Source organism: Phyllobacterium sp. 21LDTY02-6 (assembly GCF_023554255.2).
In the GTDB taxonomy this organism is placed as follows: Bacteria; Pseudomonadota; Alphaproteobacteria; order Rhizobiales; family Rhizobiaceae; genus Phyllobacterium.
The window spans coordinates 24970-46264 of record NZ_JAMJWD020000002.1 but is presented as its reverse complement, the minus strand read 5'-3'; the positions used below and the strand labels follow the sequence as shown (position 1 = coordinate 46264).

General features: G+C 62.0%; 19 protein-coding genes, 1 other RNA gene and 1 pseudogene. 9 read left to right on the top strand and 12 right to left on the bottom strand.

Translation table 11 applies throughout. The annotated features are described in order from the left end of the window. Window positions 1-4 precede the first annotated feature (4 nt). The 3 genes from M8997_RS06710 to M8997_RS06700 are packed head-to-tail and all read right to left on the bottom strand — an operon-like array spanning window position 5 to window position 2917. Entirely contained in the window at window positions 5-778 is a 774-nt protein-coding gene (locus tag M8997_RS06710; RefSeq protein WP_250019162.1) for an enoyl-CoA hydratase, read from the bottom strand. A gap of 17 nt (window positions 779-795) precedes the next feature. Next, on the bottom strand, window positions 796-1689 hold the full coding sequence (gene mutM, locus M8997_RS06705) for a bifunctional DNA-formamidopyrimidine glycosylase/DNA-(apurinic or apyrimidinic site) lyase (protein WP_250019161.1): 894 nt from the start codon (window positions 1687-1689) through the stop codon (window positions 796-798). After that, a complete protein-coding gene (locus M8997_RS06700; RefSeq protein ID WP_250019160.1) occupies window positions 1682-2917 on the bottom strand; it encodes a phosphopentomutase in 1236 nt (411 codons plus the stop codon). Before M8997_RS06700 ends, mutM begins: the two co-directional genes overlap by 8 nt. 238 nt (window positions 2918-3155) lie before the next feature. Between M8997_RS06700 and M8997_RS06695 the strand changes: the two genes are divergently transcribed. The 5 genes from M8997_RS06695 (at window position 3156) to M8997_RS06675 (ending at window position 6615) form a co-directional block, all read left to right on the top strand. Beyond that, the gene (locus M8997_RS06695; protein WP_250019159.1) at window positions 3156-3353 is read left to right on the top strand and encodes a Flp family type IVb pilin; all 198 of its coding nucleotides are present in this window, start codon (window positions 3156-3158) and stop codon (window positions 3351-3353) included. 2 nt (window positions 3354-3355) lie between these two features. Beyond that, window positions 3356-3880, top strand: a complete 525-nt coding sequence (locus tag M8997_RS06690) for a prepilin peptidase (protein WP_250019158.1) — start codon at window positions 3356-3358, stop codon at window positions 3878-3880. A gap of 80 nt (window positions 3881-3960) precedes the next feature. Further along, window positions 3961-5328, top strand: coding sequence for a M17 family metallopeptidase (locus M8997_RS06685; RefSeq protein WP_250019157.1), 1368 nt, complete (start codon window positions 3961-3963; stop codon window positions 5326-5328). Window positions 5329-5398: 70 nt separating this feature from the next. Further along, entirely contained in the window at window positions 5399-5746 is a 348-nt protein-coding gene (locus M8997_RS06680; RefSeq protein WP_250019156.1) for a MarR family winged helix-turn-helix transcriptional regulator, read from the top strand. Further along, entirely contained in the window at window positions 5743-6615 is an 873-nt protein-coding gene (locus M8997_RS06675) for an NlpC/P60 family protein (RefSeq protein WP_250019155.1), read from the top strand. The genes M8997_RS06680 and M8997_RS06675 overlap by 4 nt, the downstream gene beginning before the upstream one ends. 24 nt (window positions 6616-6639) lie before the next feature. Here M8997_RS06675 and M8997_RS06670 read toward each other — a convergent pair whose 3' ends face one another. The 7 genes from M8997_RS06670 to M8997_RS06640 all read right to left on the bottom strand — a co-directional run bounded on the left by M8997_RS06670 (window position 6640) and on the right by M8997_RS06640 (window position 16026). Beyond that, window positions 6640-7593, bottom strand: coding sequence for a glyoxylate/hydroxypyruvate reductase A (locus M8997_RS06670; RefSeq protein ID WP_250019154.1), 954 nt, complete (start codon window positions 7591-7593; stop codon window positions 6640-6642). After that, on the bottom strand, window positions 7590-9227 hold the full coding sequence (locus tag M8997_RS06665; RefSeq protein ID WP_250019153.1) for an ABC transporter ATP-binding protein: 1638 nt from the start codon (window positions 9225-9227) through the stop codon (window positions 7590-7592). Before M8997_RS06665 ends, M8997_RS06670 begins: the two co-directional genes overlap by 4 nt. Continuing rightward, window positions 9224-10360, bottom strand: coding sequence for an ABC transporter permease (locus M8997_RS06660; RefSeq protein WP_250019152.1), 1137 nt, complete (start codon window positions 10358-10360; stop codon window positions 9224-9226). Before M8997_RS06660 ends, M8997_RS06665 begins: the two co-directional genes overlap by 4 nt. Beyond that, window positions 10360-11463, bottom strand: coding sequence for a microcin C ABC transporter permease YejB (locus tag M8997_RS06655; RefSeq protein WP_250019151.1), 1104 nt, complete (start codon window positions 11461-11463; stop codon window positions 10360-10362). Before M8997_RS06655 ends, M8997_RS06660 begins: the two co-directional genes overlap by 1 nt. Before the next feature lie 30 nt (window positions 11464-11493). Further along, the gene (locus M8997_RS06650; RefSeq protein WP_250019237.1) at window positions 11494-13359 is read right to left on the bottom strand and encodes an extracellular solute-binding protein; all 1866 of its coding nucleotides are present in this window, start codon (window positions 13357-13359) and stop codon (window positions 11494-11496) included. Then, window positions 13359-15191 (bottom strand): ABC transporter substrate-binding protein, encoded by a 1833-nt coding sequence (locus M8997_RS06645; protein ID WP_250019236.1) that lies wholly within the window; start codon window positions 15189-15191, stop codon window positions 13359-13361. Before M8997_RS06645 ends, M8997_RS06650 begins: the two co-directional genes overlap by 1 nt. Before the next feature lie 166 nt (window positions 15192-15357). After that, window positions 15358-16026 (bottom strand): cytochrome c family protein, encoded by a 669-nt coding sequence (locus M8997_RS06640; RefSeq protein ID WP_250019150.1) that lies wholly within the window; start codon window positions 16024-16026, stop codon window positions 15358-15360. A gap of 176 nt (window positions 16027-16202) precedes the next feature. Between M8997_RS06640 and M8997_RS06635 the strand changes: the two genes are divergently transcribed. Together M8997_RS06635 and M8997_RS06630 are read left to right on the top strand one after the other, a co-directional pair. After that, window positions 16203-16946, top strand: a complete 744-nt coding sequence (locus tag M8997_RS06635) for a 3-deoxy-manno-octulosonate cytidylyltransferase (RefSeq protein WP_250019149.1) — start codon at window positions 16203-16205, stop codon at window positions 16944-16946. After that, entirely contained in the window at window positions 16946-17809 is an 864-nt protein-coding gene (locus M8997_RS06630) for a prephenate dehydratase (RefSeq protein WP_250019148.1), read from the top strand. The genes M8997_RS06635 and M8997_RS06630 overlap by 1 nt, the downstream gene beginning before the upstream one ends. Here M8997_RS06630 and nudC read toward each other — a convergent pair. Both nudC and M8997_RS06620 read right to left on the bottom strand, forming a co-directional pair. Continuing rightward, window positions 17806-18747 (bottom strand): NAD(+) diphosphatase, encoded by a 942-nt coding sequence (gene nudC / locus M8997_RS06625; protein ID WP_250019147.1) that lies wholly within the window; start codon window positions 18745-18747, stop codon window positions 17806-17808. The genes M8997_RS06630 and nudC overlap by 4 nt on opposite strands. A 30-nt stretch (window positions 18748-18777) precedes the next feature. Then, on the bottom strand, window positions 18778-19182 hold the full coding sequence (locus tag M8997_RS06620; RefSeq protein ID WP_250019235.1) for an HIT domain-containing protein: 405 nt from the start codon (window positions 19180-19182) through the stop codon (window positions 18778-18780). A gap of 69 nt (window positions 19183-19251) precedes the next feature. On the opposite strand from M8997_RS06620, the gene ffs reads away from it, so the two are divergent. Together ffs and M8997_RS06610 are read left to right on the top strand one after the other, a co-directional pair. Beyond that, an RNA gene (ffs, locus tag M8997_RS06615) (signal recognition particle sRNA small type) lies at window positions 19252-19348 on the top strand. A 73-nt stretch (window positions 19349-19421) separates the two neighbouring features. Further along, window positions 19422-21284: pseudogene (locus M8997_RS06610) on the top strand (DNA polymerase III subunit gamma/tau); the annotation flags it as partial. Window positions 21285-21295: the final 11 nt, after the last annotated feature.

Here is a 21295-nt window from a genome sequence, read left to right as displayed (position 1 = left end):
CGCATCATTTGTTCTTAAAATTGGCAGTGCGCTTTTCGGCGAAGGCAGCCATGCCTTCTTTCTGGTCCTCGAGCGCGAACATGGAATGAAACACCCTCCGTTCGAACCGCAGGCCTTCCTGCAGTGTGGTCTCGTAGGCGCGATTGACGGTCTCCTTGGTCATCAGCACGGAAGGCAGGGAGAAGGAGGCGATCTTGTGCGCCGCCTTGAAGGCCTCCTCGATGAGATCGCTCGCCGGCACCACGCGCGATACCAGCCCGCTGCGTTCCGCCTCGGCTGCGTCCATCATCCGGCCGGTCAGGCACATGTCCATGGCCTTGGATTTGCCCACGAAGCGGGTGAGCCGCTGCGAGCCGCCCATGCCGGGCATGACGCCCAAGGTGATCTCGGGCTGCCCGAACTTGGCGGTATCGGCGGCGATGATGAAATCGCACATCATGGCGAGTTCGCAGCCGCCGCCGAGGGCATAGCCGGCGACCGCGGCGATGAGCGGTTTGCGCAGCCGCGTCACGCGCTCCCATTCGCTGAAATAATCGGCGAGATAGGCGTCGGCGAAGGTGAGGCCCTGCATCTCCTTTATATCCGCGCCGGCCGCGAATGCCTTTTCGGACCCGGTGATGATGACGGCGCCGATGCGCGGGTTCTTGTCGAGCGTTTCGAGAGCTTCCGCAAGTTCCGCCAGCAGCGCCGAGTTGAGCGCATTGAGGGCCTTTGGCCGATTGAGCTGGATGAAGCCCACTTTCTCGCGCGTTTCGACCAGGATATTCTCATACGCCATTTCAATCTCCTCACTGATCAATGCTGGCAGACGGGACAATAGAATGTCGACCGGCCGCTCTGGACGATGCGGGACACCGTGCCATGGCAACCGGGGCGGGGGCAAGCGGTGCCCTCGCGATCGTAGACTGAAAAGGAGTGCTGGAAATAGCCGAGCTCGCCACTGGCCTGCCGATAGTCCTTCAAGCTGGAACCGCCGGCCTTGATGGCATCCGCAATGACGGAGCGAATGGCGTCCGCCAGGCGGTCGGACATCGCGGTCGCTTCGCCGCCGCGTCCGGAAATGCTGCCCGCCGGCCGGTCAGGCAGCAGTTGGGCGCGCCACAGCGCTTCGCACACATATATATTGCCGAGGCCCGCGATCAGCTTCTGGTCGAGAAGTGCGGCCTTGAGCGGCGCCGCCTTCCGGGAAAACAGTCGCGCCAGCAAGTCCCCATCCAGGCGGTTGCCCGTCGGGTCCACGCCGAGGTCCTTCAAGAGCGGATGGCTGTTCAACATGCCGGGCTCCGAAAGCAGCATGAAGCCGAATCGCCGCGGGTCATTATAGACAATGCGCCGCCCCGTGCCGTCCTTCGTCTCGAGATGAAAGACGACATGGTCATGCGCGCTGTTCCTGGAACGGTCGTGGTGAAACTGCCCGGGCTCGGCGTTGCCCGCCGGTTCTTCGATCCTGAAGGAGCCGGACATGCCGAGGTGGCTCAGGATATCGAGCCCATTGTCGAGATGGACGATCAGGTATTTCGCCCGCCGTTCCAGCGAAGTGATCGTGCGTCCGTTCAATCGCTGGGGAAATTCGGCCGGAAAGGGAAAGCGCAGATCCGGGCGTCGTTGTTCCACATCGGCGATGATGGCGCCTTCCATGAAGGGCTGCAGACCACGCTTGACTGTTTCTACCTCGGGCAGTTCAGGCATTTGCTGTGCTGCCGCCGAGGAAGCTTCGGCCATGCGGCCCGGCAATTGCTCCAAGATGCGCGGCTATGGTCTCGCCAATATCGGCGAAGCTGCGCCTGACACCGAGGCTCGAGCGCGGCAGGCCGGGGCCGGCACAAAGCACGGGCACGCGCTCTCTTGTATGGTCGGTGCCCCTGAAAGTGGGATCGCAGCCATGGTCGGCGGTAATGACGAGAAGGTCGCCCTCGCGCAGCTTGCCCAACGCCTCGGGCAGGCGGCGGTCGAAGGCCTCCAGCGCGGCGGCATAACCTGCCACATCGCGGCGATGCCCGTAGAGCATGTCGAAATCGACAAAATTCGTGAAAACCAGGTCACCGTCGCCGGCATCGTCCATTGCGTCGAGCGTGGTATCGAACAGCGCCATGTTGCCGTTGGCTTTGCGCACTTCGCTGATGCCCTGATGCGCAAAGATATCGCCGATCTTGCCGATTGCGATCACCTTGCGACCGGAATCCTTGAGACGGTCGAGCAGCGTCGGTTCTGGCGGCAGTACCGAATAGTCGCGGCGATTGCCGGTGCGGGTGAATTCGCCCTTGCTTTCGCCGATGAAGGGGCGGGCGATGACGCGGCCGATATTGAGCGGATCGACGAGGTCGCGCACGATGCCGCAGAGCTCATATAGCCGCTCGAGCCCGAAATGCGTCTCATGGGCGGCGATCTGCAGGACACTGTCGGTGGACGTGTAGAATATCGGCTTGCCGGAGCGGATATGCTCCTCGCCGAATTCGTCGATGATTTCGGTGCCGGATGCGTGTTTTTCGCCGAGAACGCCCGGTATCGCGGCCTTCTTTGTCGCCTCGGCCACGAGTTCGGCCGGAAAGGCAGGGATCTTCTGCGGGAAATAGCCCCAATCGAAGCTGACGGGTACGCCGGCGATCTCCCAATGGCCGGATGGCGTATCCTTGCCCTTGGACACTTCTTCCGCCGCGCCCCAAAGGCCGGAGGGTTGATCGATATCCGGCGCGAGTTCTAGCCCGGTCGACAGGTTCGCGGCATGCGCAAGCCCCAGCCGGTCGAGATTGGGCAGGGACAGCGGGCCGCTGCGCAGCCCCGGCCTGTCGGCCTTGCCCGCGGCGCATGCCTCCCAAATATGGCCATAGGTGTCGGCCCCGGCATCACCGAATGCAGCGGCATCCGGCGCGCCGCCGATACCGAATGAGTCCAACACAAACAGAAAGGCGCGCGCCATGCCATGCTCCATAGTCCTTGCCCACCAGAGATAGGCGAAACCTTCCACAAAGACAAATGCGGATGAAAGAAGCCTCAAGCGCCGCAATGGATCATTAAGCATAGCGGCTCGGAAACGCCGCCGGCGACCATGAAGCGGCGGATTTACCCTTTCCTAAGGCTGTTTCTTAAACTCAACGCAAACTGGTTTCCCTAGTTTTTCAGGCAGAGCCGACCCCTCAAACGGTGAGAGTTGCCACATGAAAAATCGCGCCGCCAGAATGTTCAACGTCCTTAAAAGTTTCCGCCGGGATGAATCAGGCGCGACCGTCATCGAATATACGCTCATCGCTTCCATCATCTGCATAGGCATCATTGGCAGTGTCGGAACGCTCGGCACCACGGCAGAAGCGCTCTATACGAGCGTTGCAAACCAGGTGGCGCAGGCAACGAACTGACGATGATCGAAGCGGCCATCCTCATTGTCTTCCCCTTTGCCATGGCCTTCGCGGCCATGTCGGATCTTCTGTCCATGACGATCCAGAATCGCGTTTCGATCATCCTCATTGCCGCCTTTGCCGCGCTTGCACCCTTCACCGGCATGGGCTGGGACGTCTACGCCATGCATTTTGCTGCCGGGGCCGTCGTCCTCTGCGCCACCTTCGGTCTCTTTGCCGCGGGAATAATGGGCGGCGGCGATGCAAAGCTCATGACGGCCACCGCCATCTGGATGGGCTGGAACGTCGAACTCGCCAGCTACTTCATCAGCCTCTCGCTGATCGGCGGGCTCCTCGCCATCGCAATCCTGAAATATCGCAGCTCGACGGTTACGCTGGCCTATGCCAGCCGCATCGGATTCCTGCGCCGCCTGGGCGATGCGAAAGAGGGAGTGCCCTATGGTCTGGCGCTCGGATTGGCGGGGCTGCTGATCTTCCCGTCTTCACCCCTCGGCATATGGGTCATCGACCGGCTCGCCACTGTCTGAGGCCGCTTGAATCAGACGAGAATGGACATTAACGGGTAGATGAAGCGGGATGACCGCTCGATAATGTTCAGGAGAATTTCATGCCAGCCGAGATAACCGCGAAGAAAACGCGCACCAGCCGGCCCATCTGGTTTGTCAGGACGGGCGGCCTTGATGATGCCGGCCTCGATGCGAAGGCCATCGCCTGGGCGCGAGCCAATGGCTTCGAGGGCCAGGCCGGCAAGCTTCTGCTGCTTGCGGACGCGGCCGGCACGGTCTCGGGAGCTCTCTTCGGCATCGGCAAGGGCGAGACGCCGCTTGTGTCTGGCAAGCTCGCGACCGGGCTGCCCGAAGGGGCGTGGCACATTGCCGGCACCACCGACGATCCGGAGCTTGTCGCGCTTGGTTTTCTCCTCGGCGGCTACAAGTTCACGCGCTATTTGAAGAAGGATACAAAGACCGTCAGTCTGGCGACGCCGGAAGGGGCAGGCAAGGCCGAGGTGCGGCGCCTTGCCCGTGCCGTTGCGCTGGCCCGCGATCTCATCAACACGCCGACCAATGACATGGGGCCCGTCGCGCTTGAAAAGGAAGCCGAGGCGCTGGCTGGCCAGCACGATGCGGCGATTTCGGTCGTCAAGGGAGCCGCTCTCCTCAAGAAGAACCTGCCGATGATCCACGCCGTCGGGCGCGCCGGCGCCGAGGAGCCGCGTCTCATCGACCTCCGCTGGGGCAAGCGCGACGCGCCGAAGGTGACGCTGGTGGGGAAAGGCGTATGCTTCGATACCGGCGGCCTCGACATCAAGCCGGCCAGCAGCATGCTTCTGATGAAGAAGGACATGGGCGGCGCGGCGAATGTGCTGGCGCTGGCGGGCATCATCATGGATTCCGGGCTGCCGGTGCGGCTTCGCGTGCTGATACCGGCCGTCGAGAACGCCATCTCCGCCAACGCATTCCGGCCGGGGGACGTGCTCACCAGCCGCAAGGGGCTGACGGTGGAGATCGGCAATACGGATGCGGAAGGGCGGCTGGTGCTTGCCGATGCCCTTGCGCTGGCCGATGAGGAAGAACCGGAACTGCTCATCGACATGGCGACGCTGACCGGCGCGGCGCGCGTTGCGCTCGGCCCCGATCTGCCGCCTTTCTACACCAATGATGATGGTTTCGCCGCGGCCATGGCCGAGGCCTCGTCCGCCGTTGCCGACCCGGTCTGGCGCATGCCGCTCTGGCAGCCCTATGAAAGCAAGCTCTCCTCGCGCATCGCCGACCTGAACAATGTGACGACGGATGGCTTCGCGGGCTCGATCACGGCGGCGCTGTTCCTGCAGCGCTTCGTCAGCAAGGCCAGGGTCTGGGCGCATTTCGACATATTCGGCTGGAACCCGGTCGAGAAGGCGCATGCGCCGATCGGCGGCGAGGCACAGGCCATCCGGGCGCTCTATCACCATCTGAAACAGCGCTTCACGCAGTGATGCTTGCGCCTCGGGCAGGATGGGGTAAGATGGAACGGAACCGAAACGATCGTGGGATCGCCCTCCATCGATGATAGAATTGAAGCCCATCCAGGCGCTCACATTGTGGAAGGAGATGGCCGTATCGGAGGTTCGCGACGACGCGCATGATCTGACGCTGCGCCAGCTCGCGATACTGCTGACGATCTATCTGGAGCCTCCGCCGCACACGATACGCGGCCTTGCGGCGAAATTATCCGTTACCAAGCCGGTCATCACCCGTGCGCTCGACACAATGGGCGGCTATGGACTGGTGGACCGTCACCGGGATGACAAGGACAGGCGCAACGTCCTTGTCAGGCGCACGGTCAAGGGTGCGCTGTACGTCGAACGATTGGGCGATCTCATCATCGCTAAAGCCAGGGAATTGCCATTGTGACAGAAGAACAGGACAAGCTGGATCCGAGGTTGAACGCGTTCCGCCCCGATCTGGCCGACGCGGCGCTTCAGGGCGAGGTGAGCGCCGAGCGTTTCGTCGAAGCCACGCCGATGCGCATCGCCGATCCGGTGGTCGACGTTCGCTCGGAGCCGCGCGGCGACAGCGGAATGACGACGCAGCTGCTTCTTGGCGACGACGTGCGGGTGTTCGAAGATTACAATGGCTGGTGCTGGATCCAGAACGAGCGCGACGGCTATGTCGGCTATGTGGTCGATACCAGTCTCGACAGGCGGAAGGACGAACCGACCCATATCGTCATAGCGCCGCGAACTTTCGTCTATGCCGGGTCCGATCTGCGCTATCCCCGGTTGAGGACCCTCTCGATGGGCTCATTGCTGACGGTCGTCGGCGGCCAGGAGCGGCGCGGAACGCTCTATGCGATGCTGCCGAGCGGCGAAGCGGTGATCGCCAGGCATATCGTGCCGATCGACCAGGTAGCGCTGGACTATGTCGCAGTTGCCGAAAGCCTCATGCACACGCCCTATCTGTGGGGCGGCGCTTCCGGCTTCGGCATCGATTGCTCCGGTCTCGTCCAGTTGGCGCTGATGATGTCCGGCGTCGATGTTCTCCGCGATACGGACCAGCAGGAGCGAACGATCGGCTCGCCCTTCGAACCCAACGGGGATTACAGCAATCTCCAAAGGGGCGATCTCGTGTTCTGGAAAGGCCATGTCGGCATCATGGCCGACGACAGGATCATGATCCATGCCAGCGGCGACACGATGAGCGTCACCCGCGAACCCTTGTCCGAGGCAATCGAGCGGATTTCCTACCTCTACGGCAAGCCCACTTCCATCCGGCGGCCCTGACCGTTTGCGAGGGGAATGCCGCGCCTAATATTGCGCGGCCTTATCGACGATGTTGCGCAGTTTCTCGCCCCGCTCATAGGCTTCCATCTGGGCCACGATTTCGGGAACGAGCGCCTGCGGGCTCGAACTCGCTGCCGCATGGGGCGTGATGACGACTTGCGGATGCTTCCAGAGCGGGCTGTCCTTGGGCAGGGGCTCCTGGTTGAACACGTCGAGCGTCACCGCCGAGAGCATGCCCCTTTCGAGCGCCGCAACGATGTCCACCTCGTTCTGCAGCCCGCCGCGCCCGGCATTGATCAGCACCGGTGCACCGAGCGGTCCCTCGCTCTTCAGCTGGGCAAACATGCTCATCGACAGGATGTTGCGGGTGTCCGGCGTCAGCGGCAGCAGACAGACGATAATATCGACGTCCTTGAGGAAGTCCTTCAGCCCATCCTGGCCATAATGCGTGGTCACGCCTTCGATCGTCTGCAGGCGGCGGCTCCAGCCGCTGACGCGGAAGCCCAGCATGCGCAGTTTCTGCGCGGCATCCCGCCCGAGGACGCCGAGGCCGAGAATGCCCACTGTCACCTCATGCGCGGCGGCCTGGCGGCGGTCTTCATGCCAGATGCGCTGGCTCTGCTGCTGGCGGTAGCGCAGGCCGAGCCGATGATGATCGAGAACCTGCCAGACGACATATTCGCTCATGCGCATCGTCAGGTCGGGGGACACGATGCGGACGATCGGCACGTCCGGAATGTGCGGGTCGTGGAAGACGTGGTCCACACCGGCGCCGAGCGAGAAGATGACCTCCAGATTGGGCAGGTTCTGCAGCGATCCCGGCTTCTGCTTCCACACCAGCGCATAGCGAATGTTGGCGCGGTCGCTGTCCGGATCGACGACGAGCTGCCGGTTCGGCGCCGTCTTGCTGAATTCGGCTTGCCACACGTCCGGATCCCAACCCGTCAGGGCCAGGAGAATCTTGTCCTCGCTTGTCATTCGCTAACCGCTCCCTCTCCGGCTGTCTCTATTCTGAACGCTGCAGCCATCAGCGCCTTCGTGTACTCCGTCTTCGGACGGGCAAATATCTCCTCCGCCGTACCATATTCCACGGCCTTGCCATTGCGCATGACGAGCACGTCATTGGCAAGCGCCTTGACCACCTTCAGGTCGTGGCTGATGAAGAGATAGGCGAGGTTGTGCCTCTGCTGCAGCGAGCGCAAGAGATCGACCACTTGCGCCTGAACGCTCATGTCGAGCGCCGACGTCGGCTCGTCCAGCATGACGAAACGCGGATTGAGCACCATTGCCCGCGCGATGGCGATGCGCTGGCGCTGCCCGCCGGAGAATTCGTGCGGATAGCGGAACCGGTTCTCCGGGTCGAGGTTGACCTCCTTCAGCGCCGAGACGACGCGGGCATCGCGGTCCTGGGCGGAAAGGCGCGGTTCGTGCACCTCCAGCCCCTCGGCGATGATGTCGGCCACGGACATGCGCGGCGACAATGAGCCGAAAGGATCCTGGAATACGATCTGCAACTCGCGTCGCAGGGGTCGCATCTGCTTGAAACTGTACTGGTTGATATCGGTTTCGCCGAAGCGGATGACGCCCTCGGACGAGATCATCCGCGCCAGCGCCAGGCCAAGCGTCGTCTTGCCGGAGCCCGATTCGCCGACGACGCCAAGCGTCTGGCCGGCCCTTATCGTCACGTCGATGCCGTCGACCGCCTTGACGTGATCGACGGTGCGCCGCAGGAAACCTTCCTTGATGGGGAACCAGACCTTGACGTTTTCGCCGCGCATGACCGGCGCCGCCGAAAGATCGGCCCCCGGCGGATTGCCCCGCGGCTCGGCAGCCAGCAGATGCCTGGTATAGGCGTGCTGCGGATTGTCGAATATCTCCCGTGTCGGGCCGGTCTCGACGATCTTGCCGCCGGTCATCACGCAAACGCGGTCGGCGATCTTGCGGACGATGCCGAGATCGTGGGTGATGAACAGCATCGACATGCCCTGCGCCGATTTGAGCTCGGCGAGAAGCTCGAGTATCTGCGCCTGCACCGTCACGTCGAGCGCCGTCGTTGGCTCGTCTGCGATCAGCAGTTTCGGCCGGTTGGCGAGCGCCATTGCAATCATGACGCGTTGGCGCTGTCCGCCCGACAATTGATGCGGGTAGGCGCCAAGCCGTTTCTCGGGATCGCGGATGCCGACTTCCTGCAGCAATGTCAGCGTCCGCTCGCGCGCCGCCCTGTCGCCGAGGCCCTGATGCAGCTTCAATATCTCGCCGATCTGCTTTTCGATCGTGTGGAGCGGATTGAGCGACGTCATCGGCTCCTGGAAGATCATGGTGATGTCGTTGCCGCGCACGCGCCGCAGGTCGCGCTCGTCCTTGTCGAGCAGGTCCTCGCCATTGAAAAGGATCTGCCCGGATGGATGGGAAGCGGGCGGATAGGGCAGCAGCTTCAGGATGGACAGCGCCGAGACCGACTTGCCGGAGCCGGATTCGCCGACGAGGGCGACGGTTTCGCCTGGGAAGATGTCGAAGGAGATATGGTCGACGGCCATGCTTTGCTTTTCGCCCTGGGTGAAGGCGACGGAAAGGTCTCTTACCGAGAGAAGGGGAGCCTGCGACGCGCTCATTTGAATGCCTTTCTCGGATCGAACGCATCACGCGTCGCCTCGCCGATGAAGATCAGCAGGGACAGCATCAGCGAAATCACCACGAAGCCCGTCAGGCCGAGCCAGGGTGCCTGGAGGTTGTTCTTGCCCTGGGCCAGAAGCTCGCCGAGGGAGGCCGATCCGGGCGGAAGCCCGAAGCCGAGGAAGTCGAGCGACGTCAACGTCGTGATCGACCCGTTCATGATGAAAGGCAGGAAGGTGAGCGTCGTGACCATGGCGTTCGGCAGCAAATGGCGGAGCATGATGGTCCTGTCGCGCACGCCGAGTGCTCGCGCGGCGTTCACATATTCGAAATTGCGGGCGCGCAGAAACTCGGCGCGGACGATGCCGACGAAGCTGACCCATGAGAACAGCAGCATGATCAGCAGCAGAATCCAGAAGCCCGGCGGCAAGATGGACGACATGATCAGCAGCAGGTAGAGCGTCGGAACCGATGACCATATTTCGATCAGCCTCTGGCCGATAAGGTCGAGCCAGCCGCCGAAATATCCCTGCAGCGCCCCCGCCGCCACGCCGACCACGGCGGAAGCAGCGGTGAGGATGAGGCCGAACAACACCGTGATCCGGAAGCCGTAGAGCGCGCGCGCGAACACGTCGCGCGCCTGGTCGTCGGTGCCGAGGATGTTCATGTTGCCGAAGTTGCAATTCGCGTCGTCCACACCCTTCTCGTAGCGGGCGCAGCGCTCCTCCGGCGTATAGAGCCAGGAAGGCTTGGACGGCGCGGTATCGGGCAGTTCATTGTTGACCGTGCGATAGGAATAACGGATCGGCGGCCAGATCGCCCAGCCATTGGCGTTTATCTCGTCCTGGATCACCGGATCGCGGTAGTCGGTCACGGCGTAGAATCCGTTGAACTTCTCTTCGGGATAATCGACGAGGACGGGAAACAGCAGCTCGCCCTTGTAGGAGACGAGGATCGGCTTGTCATTGGCGATGAACTCGGCGAAGAGCGAGGCGACGAAGATGAAGAGGAATATCCACAGCGCCCACCAGCCGCGGCGGTTCGCCTTGAAATTCTCCCAGCGCCGCGCATTGAGCGGCGAAAGCCGCTGGCGTGGCGGCAAGGCGGGGGAAGCTCCGACCACATCCGTCATCAGACGTCCCTCCGCTCGAAGTCGATGCGCGGATCGATCCATGTGTAGAGCAGGTCGGAAAGCAGGCTGACGATCACCCCGACCAGGGCGAAAATGTAGACGGTCGCTATGACGACGGGATAGTCGCGATTGATGATGGATTCATAGCCGAGCAGGCCGAGACCATCGAGCGAGAATATCGCCTCGATCAGCAGCTGGCCGGTGAAGAAGATCGAGATGAAGGCGGCCGGAAAGCCGGATACGACGATCAGCATGGCATTGCGGAAGACATGGCCATAGAGGATTTTCCGCTCTGTCAGCCCCTTTGCGCGCGCCGTCGTCACATATTGCTTGCGGATTTCGTCGAGGAACGAATTCTTGGTCAACAGCGTCGTCGTGGCGAAGGCGGAGAGCAGGATTGCGGTCAGCGGCAGCACGAGGTGCCAGGCATAGTCGACGATCTTGCCGAAGAACGAGAGATCGCCGAAATTGTTGGACGTCAGGCCGCGCAGCGGGAACCAGTCGAAGAACGACCCGCCGGCAAAGAACACGATCAGCATGATGCCGAACAGGAAGCCGGGTATGGCATAGCCGACGACGATCACGGCGCTCGTCCAAATGTCGAAGGCGGAGCCGTCCTTGATCGCCTTGCGGATGCCCATCGGAATCGAGATCAGGTAGGAAAGCAGCGTCGTCCACAGCCCGAGCGAGATCGAGACCGGCAGTTTCTCCTTTATGAGGTCAACCACGCTGATGTCGCGGAAGTAGCTCTTGCCGAAATCGAAGCGGATATAGTTCCAGACAAGCAGGCCAAAGCGTTCGAGCGGCGGCTTGTCGAGGCCGAACTGTTTCTCGAGGCTGGCGATGAAGGCCGGGTCCAGTCCCTGCGCCCCGCGATATTTGGAGTTGGTGGTGGTGGTGCCAAGGTCGGGCTGGCTCTGGCCGAAATCGGCGCCGCCGCCGCCGAGGCGGTCCATGGCATTGCCGCCTTGGCCGGTCAATTGCCCGATGATCCGCTCCACCGGGCCGCCGGGCACGAATTGCACGATGACGAAACAGACGAGCAGGACGCCGAAGAGGGTGGGGACCATCAGCAGAAGGCGGCGCAGGATATAGGCCGCCATCAGCTCAGGGCTCCTCTGGAACCCGTGGGGTTAAGACTTGCCAATGGATCTTGCCTTCTCTTCATCAAACCACCACAGCGACTCCGGCAGGAAATCATAGTCAGGTTTCGGCTCCTTGAAGCCGAACATGTCCCAATAGGCAACCTGATGATTCGCCAGAAACCAATTTGGAATCCAGTCACGCCTTACACGCAAGAGTCTATCAAGTACACGCATGATGGTATTCAGCTCTTCGCGCGACCGGGCAGCCGAAACCTTGGCGATCAGTTCGTCCAGGACGGGATCGGCAACGCCGCATAGATTGTACGAGCCGGGAACGGAAGCCGCGCGCGAGCCGAACATCGTCGCAAGCGAATCGCTGCTCGGCGTCGGGCTGAATGCAAAGGCGATACCGATCATGTCGAAGTCGAAATCCTGCAGCCGCAGCTGATATTGCGCCGGGTCGATCATCCTCAGGCCGGCATTGATGCCGATGGCCTTCAGATTGTTGATGAAGGGCGAATAGACGCGCACGAAGACTTCCGCCGCGATCAGCATTTCCAGCTTGAGAGGATTGCCCCTGGCATCGGCAAGCGTGGTTCCGTCGCGCTTGAAGCCGGCCTCTGCCAGGAGCTCGGAGGCGCGGCGCAGGTTCTTGCGGTCGCGTCCGGAGCCGTCGGACGAGGGCTGCAGCACCGCCTCGCCGAAGATCTCCGTGGGCAGGCGGCTCCTGAGCGGCTCCATGATCGCCAGTTCCTGCGGCGAGGGCAGGCCCTCGGCGCGGAAGTCCGATCGCTCGAACAGCGAATGCGATTTCTCATAGCTGCCATAGAACAGGTTCTTGCGGGTCCACTCGAAATCGAAGCAGAGCGAGATCGCCTCCCGCACCCGCGGATCGCGGAAATGCTCGCGCCGCTGGTTTATCGCCCAGGCCTGCATTGTCGGGCGCTTTTCGCTCGGAAAGGTGCGTTTCACCACCTTCTTTTGCTGGATCGCCGGGAAATCATACTCCGTGGCCCAGGTTTTCGCCGTGCTTTCGGTGCGCCAATAGATGTCGCCCTTCTTGAAGGCCTCGAATTCCGGCTGCCGGTCACGGTAGAAATCGATGCGGATGCGCTCGAAATTGTTCTGGCCGCGCCGCACGGCGAGGTCCTTCGCCCAGTAGTCCTCGACGCGCTGATATTCGATGCGGTTGCCGGCGGCGACCTTGCTGACGCGGTAAGGCCCCGAGCCCAGCGGCGGCTCGAGCGTAGAAGCCTCGAAATCCCGTGTCGAATACCAGTTTTTCGACAGGACCGGCACCAGCGGTATGGCGGTGAGGGCGGTCAGGCCCGGATTGTCACCCTTGACGCTGAACCGGAAGCGGTGATCGTCCTCGGCGACGGCATTCTCGATCTGGGTCATCAGCAGAAGTATCGAGGGGTGGCCGAATTTGACGATGGTCTCGAAGCTGAACACGACATCATGCGCGGTGACGGGCGAGCCATCATGGAACCGCGCCTCCGGCCGCAGGGCAAAACTGTAGGTGCGCTTGTCCCGCGAGACGGTGACGCTTTCCGCCAGCAGCCCGTAGATGGAATCCGGTTCGTCGAGCGCCGACACCATCAGCATGTCGAAACACAGTTCCATGCGGGGCGGCGCGTCGCCCTTTGCCGAGAAGGTGTTGAGCGTATTGTAGGTCTGCGGCGACTGGTTCAGCACCCATGTCCGCGGCGAGAAGACGAACAGGCCGCCTTTCGGCGCGTCCCGGTTGACATAGTCGAACGCTTCGAACCCCTTCGGATATTTGAGCTCGCCGAAGGCGGAGAGCCCGTGAAGCGGCGTATCCGTCGCCACGTCCGCCAGCGCCAGGCGCGGCGTCGCCATGGCTGCGAGCCCGGTTCCGGCCAGTCTGAGGAGATCGCGGCGGCTGAACATCAATCCCCGCGGGTCTTCAATGCGGCTTCCTTGGCCGGGTCCACCCACCACGAGAATGGGTCGATGCCCACATAATCGGGCTGCTGTTCCGGTATGTGGAACTTGTTCCAATAGGCGATGTTGATCGTGGACGCATACCATTGCGGGACAGCGTAGTAGTTCCACAGCAGCACGCGGTCGAGCGCGCTGGTTGCGGCTTCGAGCTCCTCGCGGTCCTTGGCGAAGACGATCCGGTCGATCAGCTTGTCGACGGCCGGGTTCTTGATTCCCATATAGTTGCGGCTCCCCGGCGTGTCTGCGGCCGCGCTGCTCCAGAAATCCCGTTGTTCATTGCCGGGCGATTGGGTTTGGGCCATCACGGACATGATCACATCATAGTCAAAATCATTGACGCGGGATATGTACTGATTGCTGTCGACGACGCGAATCGTACCCTGGATGCCGATGCGTCGCAGGTTCTCGATGAAAGGCCCGAATACACGCTCGTCGCTCGGATCATTGGCGAGAAATTCGATGGTCAGCGGCTGCCCGGTCTCCTTGTAGACGAGCTTGCCGTTCTTCTGGTCGTAGCCGGCCTCCCTCAGCAGCGTGACCGCCTTGCGCAGGTTCTCCCGCGATGCCTGCGGCGTGTCGTAGACGGGCAGCTTGAATTCCTTCGTGAACAGGTCCGGCGGCACCTGGTCCTTGACCGTCTGCAGGATTTCAAGCTCCTTGCCGGCAGGAATGCCGTGCGATGCAAGGTCGATACCGGCGAAATAGCTGTCGATGCGCTTGTACTGACCAAAGAACATGTTCTTGTTCATGCTCTCGAAATCATAGGCCCATGTCAGCGCCTCGCGCACCTTCGGATCCTTGAACTTGTCCCGGCGCGTATTGAGCAGGTAGCCCTGCATGCGTCCGACCGCGCGCAGCGGAAAGGTCTTCTTGACGACGTCGCCGCGACTGACGGCTGCGAAATCATATTCCCGCATCCAGCGGCCGATACGGTTTTCCAGCCGGTAATCCTCGAAGCCACCCTTCTTGAATGCCTCCCAGCTGGCATTCGTATCGCGGAAATATTCGTAGCGGACATGGTCGAAATTGTTGCGGCCGATATTGACCGGCAGGTCCTTGCCCCAGTAGTCCTCGACGCGGCTCCAGACGATGGTCTTGCCGGGAACGATGCTTTCGATCCTGTAGGCCGATGATCCGAGCGGGATCTCCATCGTGCCCTTGCTGATGTCGCGCTTCTTGCCGGATGCGTCGGTACCTTCCCACCAATGTTTGGGCAGCACGACCATGTCGCCCATGATATTGGGCAGTTCGCGGTTGCCGCCGCTGGTGAATGTGAAGGTCACTTCGCGTTCGCCGGTCTGCTCGGCCTTGACGACGTCATGGTAATACTTGTTGTAAAGCGGGCTCTGCGCCTTCAGCACATTGAAGGTCCAGATCACGTCATCGACGGTGATCGGCTTGCCGTCGTGCCATTTTGCGGCCGGATCGAGCTGGAACTTCACCCATGAAAAGTCGTCGGGGAAGGCGATCTTCCGTGCGATCAGGCCATAGCTGGTCGAAGGCTGGTCCAGGGACTGGCTGAGCAGCGTATCGTAAAGCAGCCCACCGCCGAAATTCAACAGCCCCGCTGCCGGCGTGCCCTGCACCACATAGGGGTTGAGGCTGTCGAAACTGCCCTCGGCCGCCTGGTTCAGCGTGCCGCCCTTCGGGGCTTCAGGGTTGGCATGGTCATAATGTTTGAAGTCGGGCCCGTATTTGGGATGGTCCATGAGACTTGCCGCGTGGCGCCATTCGGGTTCGGCTGCAAGGACGGCACTGGATGTGGCGGCAACCAGCATGAGGCTGGCCAGAAGCTGGCGAATTCTCAAGTCTCATCTCCATTTTGACTGGCTTTAGTCTAAGAGAAAATGAGGCTGAGAATAGACCTTGAACGAAAAAACACGTTGAGTTGATAAAAAAAGCCGGGCATTTCGCCCGGCTTTTCCTATGGTCTGTGGCGGAAGCCTATTGTGCGGGTGCCGCCGGAGCTGCAGGCGCCGCGCCGCCCTCTGCCGGCTGTTCACCGGCGGGAGCTGCTGCACCACCTTCGGCGGGCTTGTCGCCTGCCGGGGCTGCCTCTGCGGCCGGAAGCGGCTTCGGGCTGTCGGACAGTGTGCGCAGATAGGCGATGAGGTCCGCGCGCTCATTGTCCTTCTTGTCGCCGGCAAAGCCCATGGCAGTGCCCTTGATGTAGCCCTTCGGCGAGGTAAGGAAGTGATTGAGATGGTCAAAGGTCCAGGTTTCCTGGCCGCCCTTCGAGAATTCCTTTATGGCTCCGGAATAGCTGAAGCCCTCATGCGTCGCGATCGGCCGTTCCACGATGTCCCAGAGATTCGGGCCGACCTTGTTGGCGCCGCCCTTGTCGGCGGTGTGGCATGCAGCGCAACGCTTGAATACCGCTTCGCCGCGGGCCGGATCGGCCGAGGCCAGCAGGGTGGCGATCGGCACTGCTTCCGCCGGGGCCGCTGCACCGCCGGCTGCTTCCTCGCCGCCTTCAGGCGCCTCTATGATGAATCCCGGCTTTTCGGGGGCGTGCGTATCGAAAATGAAATCCGACATAATGCCCGCTGACATGACAACGAATACGGTTGCCAGAAAGGCCATGGCATATTTGTTGAACGCGCTCGATTCCATCGTCGACCATTGCTCCTCTTGCGGAAGGCTTCAATATCTGATCAATGCAAACCGCTGCATTTATGACAGAAACCCCTCGTGATCGCGCGGAAACTAGGTCTTTTGCTTGGCGTTTGCAACACATATAAGGGCGGTTCTGCCTGAGACTTTTTGACACCGTAAGGCGACGCAGGACAATGAAAATTCTGAATCTTATCCCGGCCCGAATGGCCTCCACCCGGCTTCCGAACAAGCCTCTTGCCGATATAGAAGGCAAGCCGATGATCGTCCACGTGGCCGAGCGCGCCATGGCGACGGGCCTCGGCCGCACGGTCGTCGCGACCGACAGCGAGGACATCCGCGCCGCGGTGACCGCCCGCGGCCTCGAAGCGGTCATGACCCGCAATGATCACGAATCAGGCTCGGACCGGATCTACGAGGCGCTGTGCGCGCTCGATCCCGACAAGAGCTTCGATGCCATCATCAATGTTCAGGGCGATTTGCCGACCATCGATCCCGCAACGATAAAGCGGGCGCTGCGGCCGCTTGAGGATGGACCGGCCGATATTGCGACGCTCGGCGTCGAAATCAGCCGCGACGACGAGAAGACCAATCCGAACGTCGTCAAGATCGTCGGTTCGCCCCAATCCGAATCGAGGCTGCGCGCGCTCTATTTCACCCGGGCAACCGCGCCATGGGGCGAAGGGCCACTCTACCATCACATCGGGCTTTATGCCTATCGTCGGCAGGCGCTCGAACGCTTCGTCGGCCTTGGCCCGTCGCCTCTCGAAAAGCGCGAGCGTCTCGAGCAATTGCGCGCATTGGAGGCTGGCATGCGCATAGATGTCGAGATCGTCGATTCCGTGCCGCTCGGCGTGGATACGCCCGAGGATCTCGAACGGGCAAGACAGCTACTCCGCACATCGCAAGGCATGATATAATGACCAGGACCAACCGCATTTCGTTCCAGGGCGAGCCAGGCGCCAATTCCGACACCGCCTGCCGCAACATGTTCCCGGACATGGAGCCGCTGCCTTGCCCGAGTTTCGAGGACGCCTTCAACGCGGTTGAAAGCGGCGCGGCGGATCTCGCCATGATTCCCATCGAGAACACGATCGCCGGCCGGGTCGCCGACATCCACCATCTCCTGCCCGAATCGCGCCTGCACATCGTCGGCGAATATTTCCTGCCGATCCATTTCCAGCTGATGGTCCTGCCGGGCGTGGCGCGGGAAGAGATCGTCAGCGTCCACAGCCATATCCATGCGCTGGGCCAATGCCGCAAATATATCAGGAAGAACGGCTGGAAGCCGGTCATCGCCGGCGATACGGCCGGCGCCGCGCGGCTTGTCGCCGACGTGAAGGACCGGACGATGGCGGCGCTCGCGCCACGGCTGGCGGCCAGCCTCTATGGGCTCGATGTGCTCGAAGAGGATGTGGAGGACACGGAGAACAATGTGACCCGGTTCGTCGTTCTCAACAAGACCAAGCGCTGGGCTCCGCGCGCCTCGGACGCGCTCATGATGACGACCTTCGTCTTCCGCGTCCGCAACGTTCCGGCCGCGCTCTACAAGGCGATGGGCGGCTTCGCGACGAATATGGTCAACATGACCAAGCTGGAAAGCTACCAGATCGACGGCAAGTTCACCGCCACGCAGTTCTACGCCGATATCGAAGGCCATCCCGACGACAAGAACGTCGCGCGCGCGCTTGAGGAACTGGAGTTCTTCTCGGAGGAAGTGCGCATCCTCGGCGTCTATCCGGCCGACACGACGTTTCGCGCATCGCAGGTCGCTGCCGACTAGGCGAGGCCGCTTTCGGTCCAGTCGCGGATGAGATGCGCCGCGATTGCGCCGGTCGGCGGGGTCATCAGCCCATCGGGATGGGTGCGCTCCAGCATCTGCACGACCTCCTGCCTGTCGAACCAGCGGCCGTCTTCAAGCTCCGACTTGTCGAGGATGTAGTCGTCCGAAAGCGCCTCGGCATGGCAGCCGATCATCAGCGAATAGGGAAAGGGCCAGGGCTGGCTGGCGTGATAGACGACGCGCCCGACGGCGAGGTTCGTTTCCTCGCGGGTTTCGCGGCGCACCGCATTCTCGATCGTTTCGCCGGGCTCGATGAAACCGGCAAGGCAGGAATACATCCCGGCGCCGAAATGCGGGCCGCGCGCCAGAAGACACCGGTCCTCCCGGACGATCAGCATGATGGCAACGGGATCCGTGCGCGGAAAGAGCTGCGCGTCGCAATTGGAGCAGGTGCGGCGATAGCCGCCATCGCGTGACACGGTTTCATGGCCGCAGCGCCCGCAATAGCGATGATTCTCGTGCCAGGTCAGGAGCGAGACGCCCTGTGCCATGGCGCCGAGCTGGTCCGCCGGAATGAGCCCTTGCGTATAGGCGGAACGATAGTCGGTTGCCGCCACCGTTTGCGGCAGTTGCTCAACATCGATGCCGCTCGGCGCTGCGAGCACGGGCATGCCATCCTGCAGGCCGAGATAGATGGCCTTGGCGATGACGGGACGGAAATTCGCAGCCGCTTCGAGCGGGAAGAAGGCGCTGCCGCGATCGCTGTCGATCAGGATACGCCCGTCGCCGATGAGCAGCATGCAGGCTTTCGGATTGGCAAGGGCGATGGTTACGGCATCATCGCTCCGCTTTTCGGAATGCCGGTCGATCCTGTTTCCGGCGAAACCGACAAATTGGCTCGGCTCCGTCTCCGGTGCTGAGAAAAGACGAAAAGGCATGGGAAATCACTCCAGCAGAATTGGCCAGGATCAAAGAGCTTCGCCAATGGATTTTATGAGATCTTGTGCTTCGGCTTCGCCATAGGGCACGCGCGTTCCAAAGCCCCAGACTGGGCCGGGCCAGCCGGCATCGCCGGAATTGCGGGCGATGACGTGAACGTGCAACTGGCGAACGATATTGCCGAGTGCGCCGGTGTTCAGCTTCTCGCAATTCGTCACCCGTTTCAGGGCCTGCGCCGCCAGCCCGGCCTCGAAGGTGAGCATGGTCTGGTCCAGCGGCGTGAGATCGTGGATTTCGCTGACATCCGGCCGCTGCGGAACCAGGATGAGCCAGGGCCAGCGCCGGTCGTTCATCAGGCGCAGGTCGCAAAGGCCGAGGCGCGTGACGCGGAATGTATCGTTTGCAAGTTTGGTATCGAGCACGAAAGTCATGATGTGGGTTAGATAGCAGTTTTTTTTGCCATGTGCTTGCTTTTTGCGGGCAGATTGCCGATATGAACGCTGGGAGGTTGGTGGCGGACGAGCCACTCGCCAACCGGGTCAGGTCCGGAAGGAAGCAGCCCCAACGAGCCAGGCACGGGTCGCCGTGCCAGCCTCCCACCTTTTCTTTCGCACCAAGCCTGTGTCAAAGCTCTCGGCGCCATTGACGCTGTGGTGTATGGCGGTCACATTGAAACGCCGGAAAAGCAACGCAGGAGCATGGACAAGACGCGATGGAAACAAAATCGCCCGATAGCGCCTATCGCGTACTCGCCCGCAAATACCGGCCGCAGAATTTCAACGATCTCATCGGCCAGGAGCCGATGGTCAGGACCCTGACCAATGCGTTCGAGACCGGGCGTATAGCCCAGGCCTGGATGCTGACCGGCGTGCGCGGTGTCGGCAAGACGACGACTGCGCGCATCCTCGGTCGCGCCCTCAATTACAGAAGCGCCGAGATTGACCGGCCAACCATCGATCTTTCAGTCCTCGGCGAGCATTGCCAGGCGATCATGGAAGGCCGGCACGTCGACGTGATCGAGATGGACGCGGCGTCGCATACCGGCATCGACGACATCCGCGAGATCATCGAGCAGGTGCGCTACCGCCCTGTGTCGGCGCGCTACAAGGTCTATATCATCGACGAGGTTCACATGCTGTCCAATCAGGCCTTCAACGGCCTGTTGAAGACGCTCGAGGAGCCGCCGCCCCATGTGAAATTCATCTTCGCGACGACTGAAATCCGCAAGGTACCCATCACCGTCCTGTCGCGCTGCCAGCGCTTCGACCTGCGCCGGATCGATACCGCGACGCTTACCGAGCACCTGCGCAAGATCGCCGAACTCGAATCGATCACCGTCGACGATGCCTCCCTCGGCATGATAGCGCGGGCCGGAGAGGGCTCCGTGCGCGATTCCCTTTCGATCTTCGATCAGGCGATCTCCCACGGCGCCGGCAGCGTCGATGCCGATACTGTCCGTTCCATGCTCGGCCTCGCAGATCGGGCGCGGATCATCGACCTGTTCGAGATGCTGATGCGCGGCGACATAGCATCGGCGCTGCGGGAGTTCCGCGCGCAATATGATGTCGGAGCCGATCCTGCGGTCGTGCTGAACGACCTTGCCGATTTCAACCATCTGGTGACCCGCATCCGCTTCACGCCCGATGTCGCGGACGACAGTTCCCTCTCGCAGGACGAGCGCCTTCGTGGCCGGGATTTCGCCGACAAGCTGTCCATCCGCGTGCTTTCGCGTACCTGGCAGATGCTGCTGAAGGGCATCGGCGAAGTGGAAAGCTCTAGCCGTCCCGTCCAGGCCGCGGAAATGCTGCTGATCCGCATCGCCCATGCCTCGGATCTGCCGACATTGGACGAGGCATTGAAGTCGCTGGAGGACGAAGGCGCCGGCGCTTCCCATTCCCCCCGATCGGAGCCTGGCAGGCCGAATGGCGGTGCGCCGATGGCCTATCAGCGGACGGCGGCCACGGCAGCCACCACCGGCGCGCCGGGTCGCGCCACGGCGCAGGGCACCGGTACCGGCGCCGTGATGCGCCTGGTCGAACCCGATGGCGAGCAGGCGCCGGCTTTCGTGCAACAGCCTGCGGAGGCTCCCGCCGTTCCGGTGGCAACCATTGGCGACATCATCGATCTCGCGGACAAGCATCGCGACATGCAGTTCAAGATCATGGTCAAGAACTGCGTGCGGCTGGTCAGCATTCATCCCGGGCGGCTCGAAATCAACCTGACGCCGAATGCGCCGAAATCGCTGCTGGCCGACCTGTCGCAGAGACTGACCGAGTGGACGGGGACACGCTGGATGGTGTCGCTGTCGCGCGAGGAGGGCGATCCCACTGTCCACGAGACCGAGACGGCAAAGCGCAACACCATGTTGAACGATGCCCGCGCCGACCCGGATGTTGCCGCCATACTGGCCAGGTTTCCCGGGGCGAAGATCATAGATGTTCGCATCGCGACGCAGGCCGATGCCGAGGGGCTGGAGGGCGTGTCGGACGCGGCAGCGGGCGACGGCGCCTTGGACCCCATCGAAGATGACGATTAAAAGGAGTTACA

Bases quoted from the DNA above. Each gene is read 5' to 3' on its own strand.
- M8997_RS06680 (WP_250019156.1), top strand. From the start codon at position 5,399: ATGATAGAATTGAAGCCCATCCAGGCGCTCACATTGTGGAAGGAGATG.
- M8997_RS06700 (WP_250019160.1), bottom strand. From the start codon at position 2,917: ATGGCGCGCGCCTTTCTGTTTGTGTTGGACTCATTCGGTATCGGCGGC.
- M8997_RS06710 (WP_250019162.1), bottom strand. From the start codon at position 778: ATGGCGTATGAGAATATCCTGGTCGAAACGCGCGAGAAAGTGGGCTTC.
- nudC (WP_250019147.1), bottom strand. From the start codon at position 18,747: ATGCCTTTTCGTCTTTTCTCAGCACCGGAGACGGAGCCGAGCCAATTT.
- M8997_RS06635 (WP_250019149.1), top strand. From the start codon at position 16,203: ATGAAAATTCTGAATCTTATCCCGGCCCGAATGGCCTCCACCCGGCTT.
- M8997_RS06655 (WP_250019151.1), bottom strand. From the start codon at position 11,463: ATGGCGGCCTATATCCTGCGCCGCCTTCTGCTGATGGTCCCCACCCTC.
- mutM (WP_250019161.1), bottom strand. From the start codon at position 1,689: ATGCCTGAACTGCCCGAGGTAGAAACAGTCAAGCGTGGTCTGCAGCCC.
- M8997_RS06685 (WP_250019157.1), top strand. From the start codon at position 3,961: ATGCCAGCCGAGATAACCGCGAAGAAAACGCGCACCAGCCGGCCCATC.
- M8997_RS06690 (WP_250019158.1), top strand. From the start codon at position 3,356: ATGATCGAAGCGGCCATCCTCATTGTCTTCCCCTTTGCCATGGCCTTC.
- M8997_RS06695 (WP_250019159.1), top strand. From the start codon at position 3,156: ATGAAAAATCGCGCCGCCAGAATGTTCAACGTCCTTAAAAGTTTCCGC.
- M8997_RS06650 (WP_250019237.1), bottom strand. From the start codon at position 13,359: ATGTTCAGCCGCCGCGATCTCCTCAGACTGGCCGGAACCGGGCTCGCA.
- M8997_RS06665 (WP_250019153.1), bottom strand. From the start codon at position 9,227: ATGAGCGCGTCGCAGGCTCCCCTTCTCTCGGTAAGAGACCTTTCCGTC.
- M8997_RS06670 (WP_250019154.1), bottom strand. From the start codon at position 7,593: ATGACAAGCGAGGACAAGATTCTCCTGGCCCTGACGGGTTGGGATCCG.
- M8997_RS06640 (WP_250019150.1), bottom strand. From the start codon at position 16,026: ATGGAATCGAGCGCGTTCAACAAATATGCCATGGCCTTTCTGGCAACC.
- M8997_RS06630 (WP_250019148.1), top strand. From the start codon at position 16,946: ATGACCAGGACCAACCGCATTTCGTTCCAGGGCGAGCCAGGCGCCAAT.
- M8997_RS06660 (WP_250019152.1), bottom strand. From the start codon at position 10,360: ATGACGGATGTGGTCGGAGCTTCCCCCGCCTTGCCGCCACGCCAGCGG.
- M8997_RS06645 (WP_250019236.1), bottom strand. From the start codon at position 15,191: ATGCTGGTTGCCGCCACATCCAGTGCCGTCCTTGCAGCCGAACCCGAA.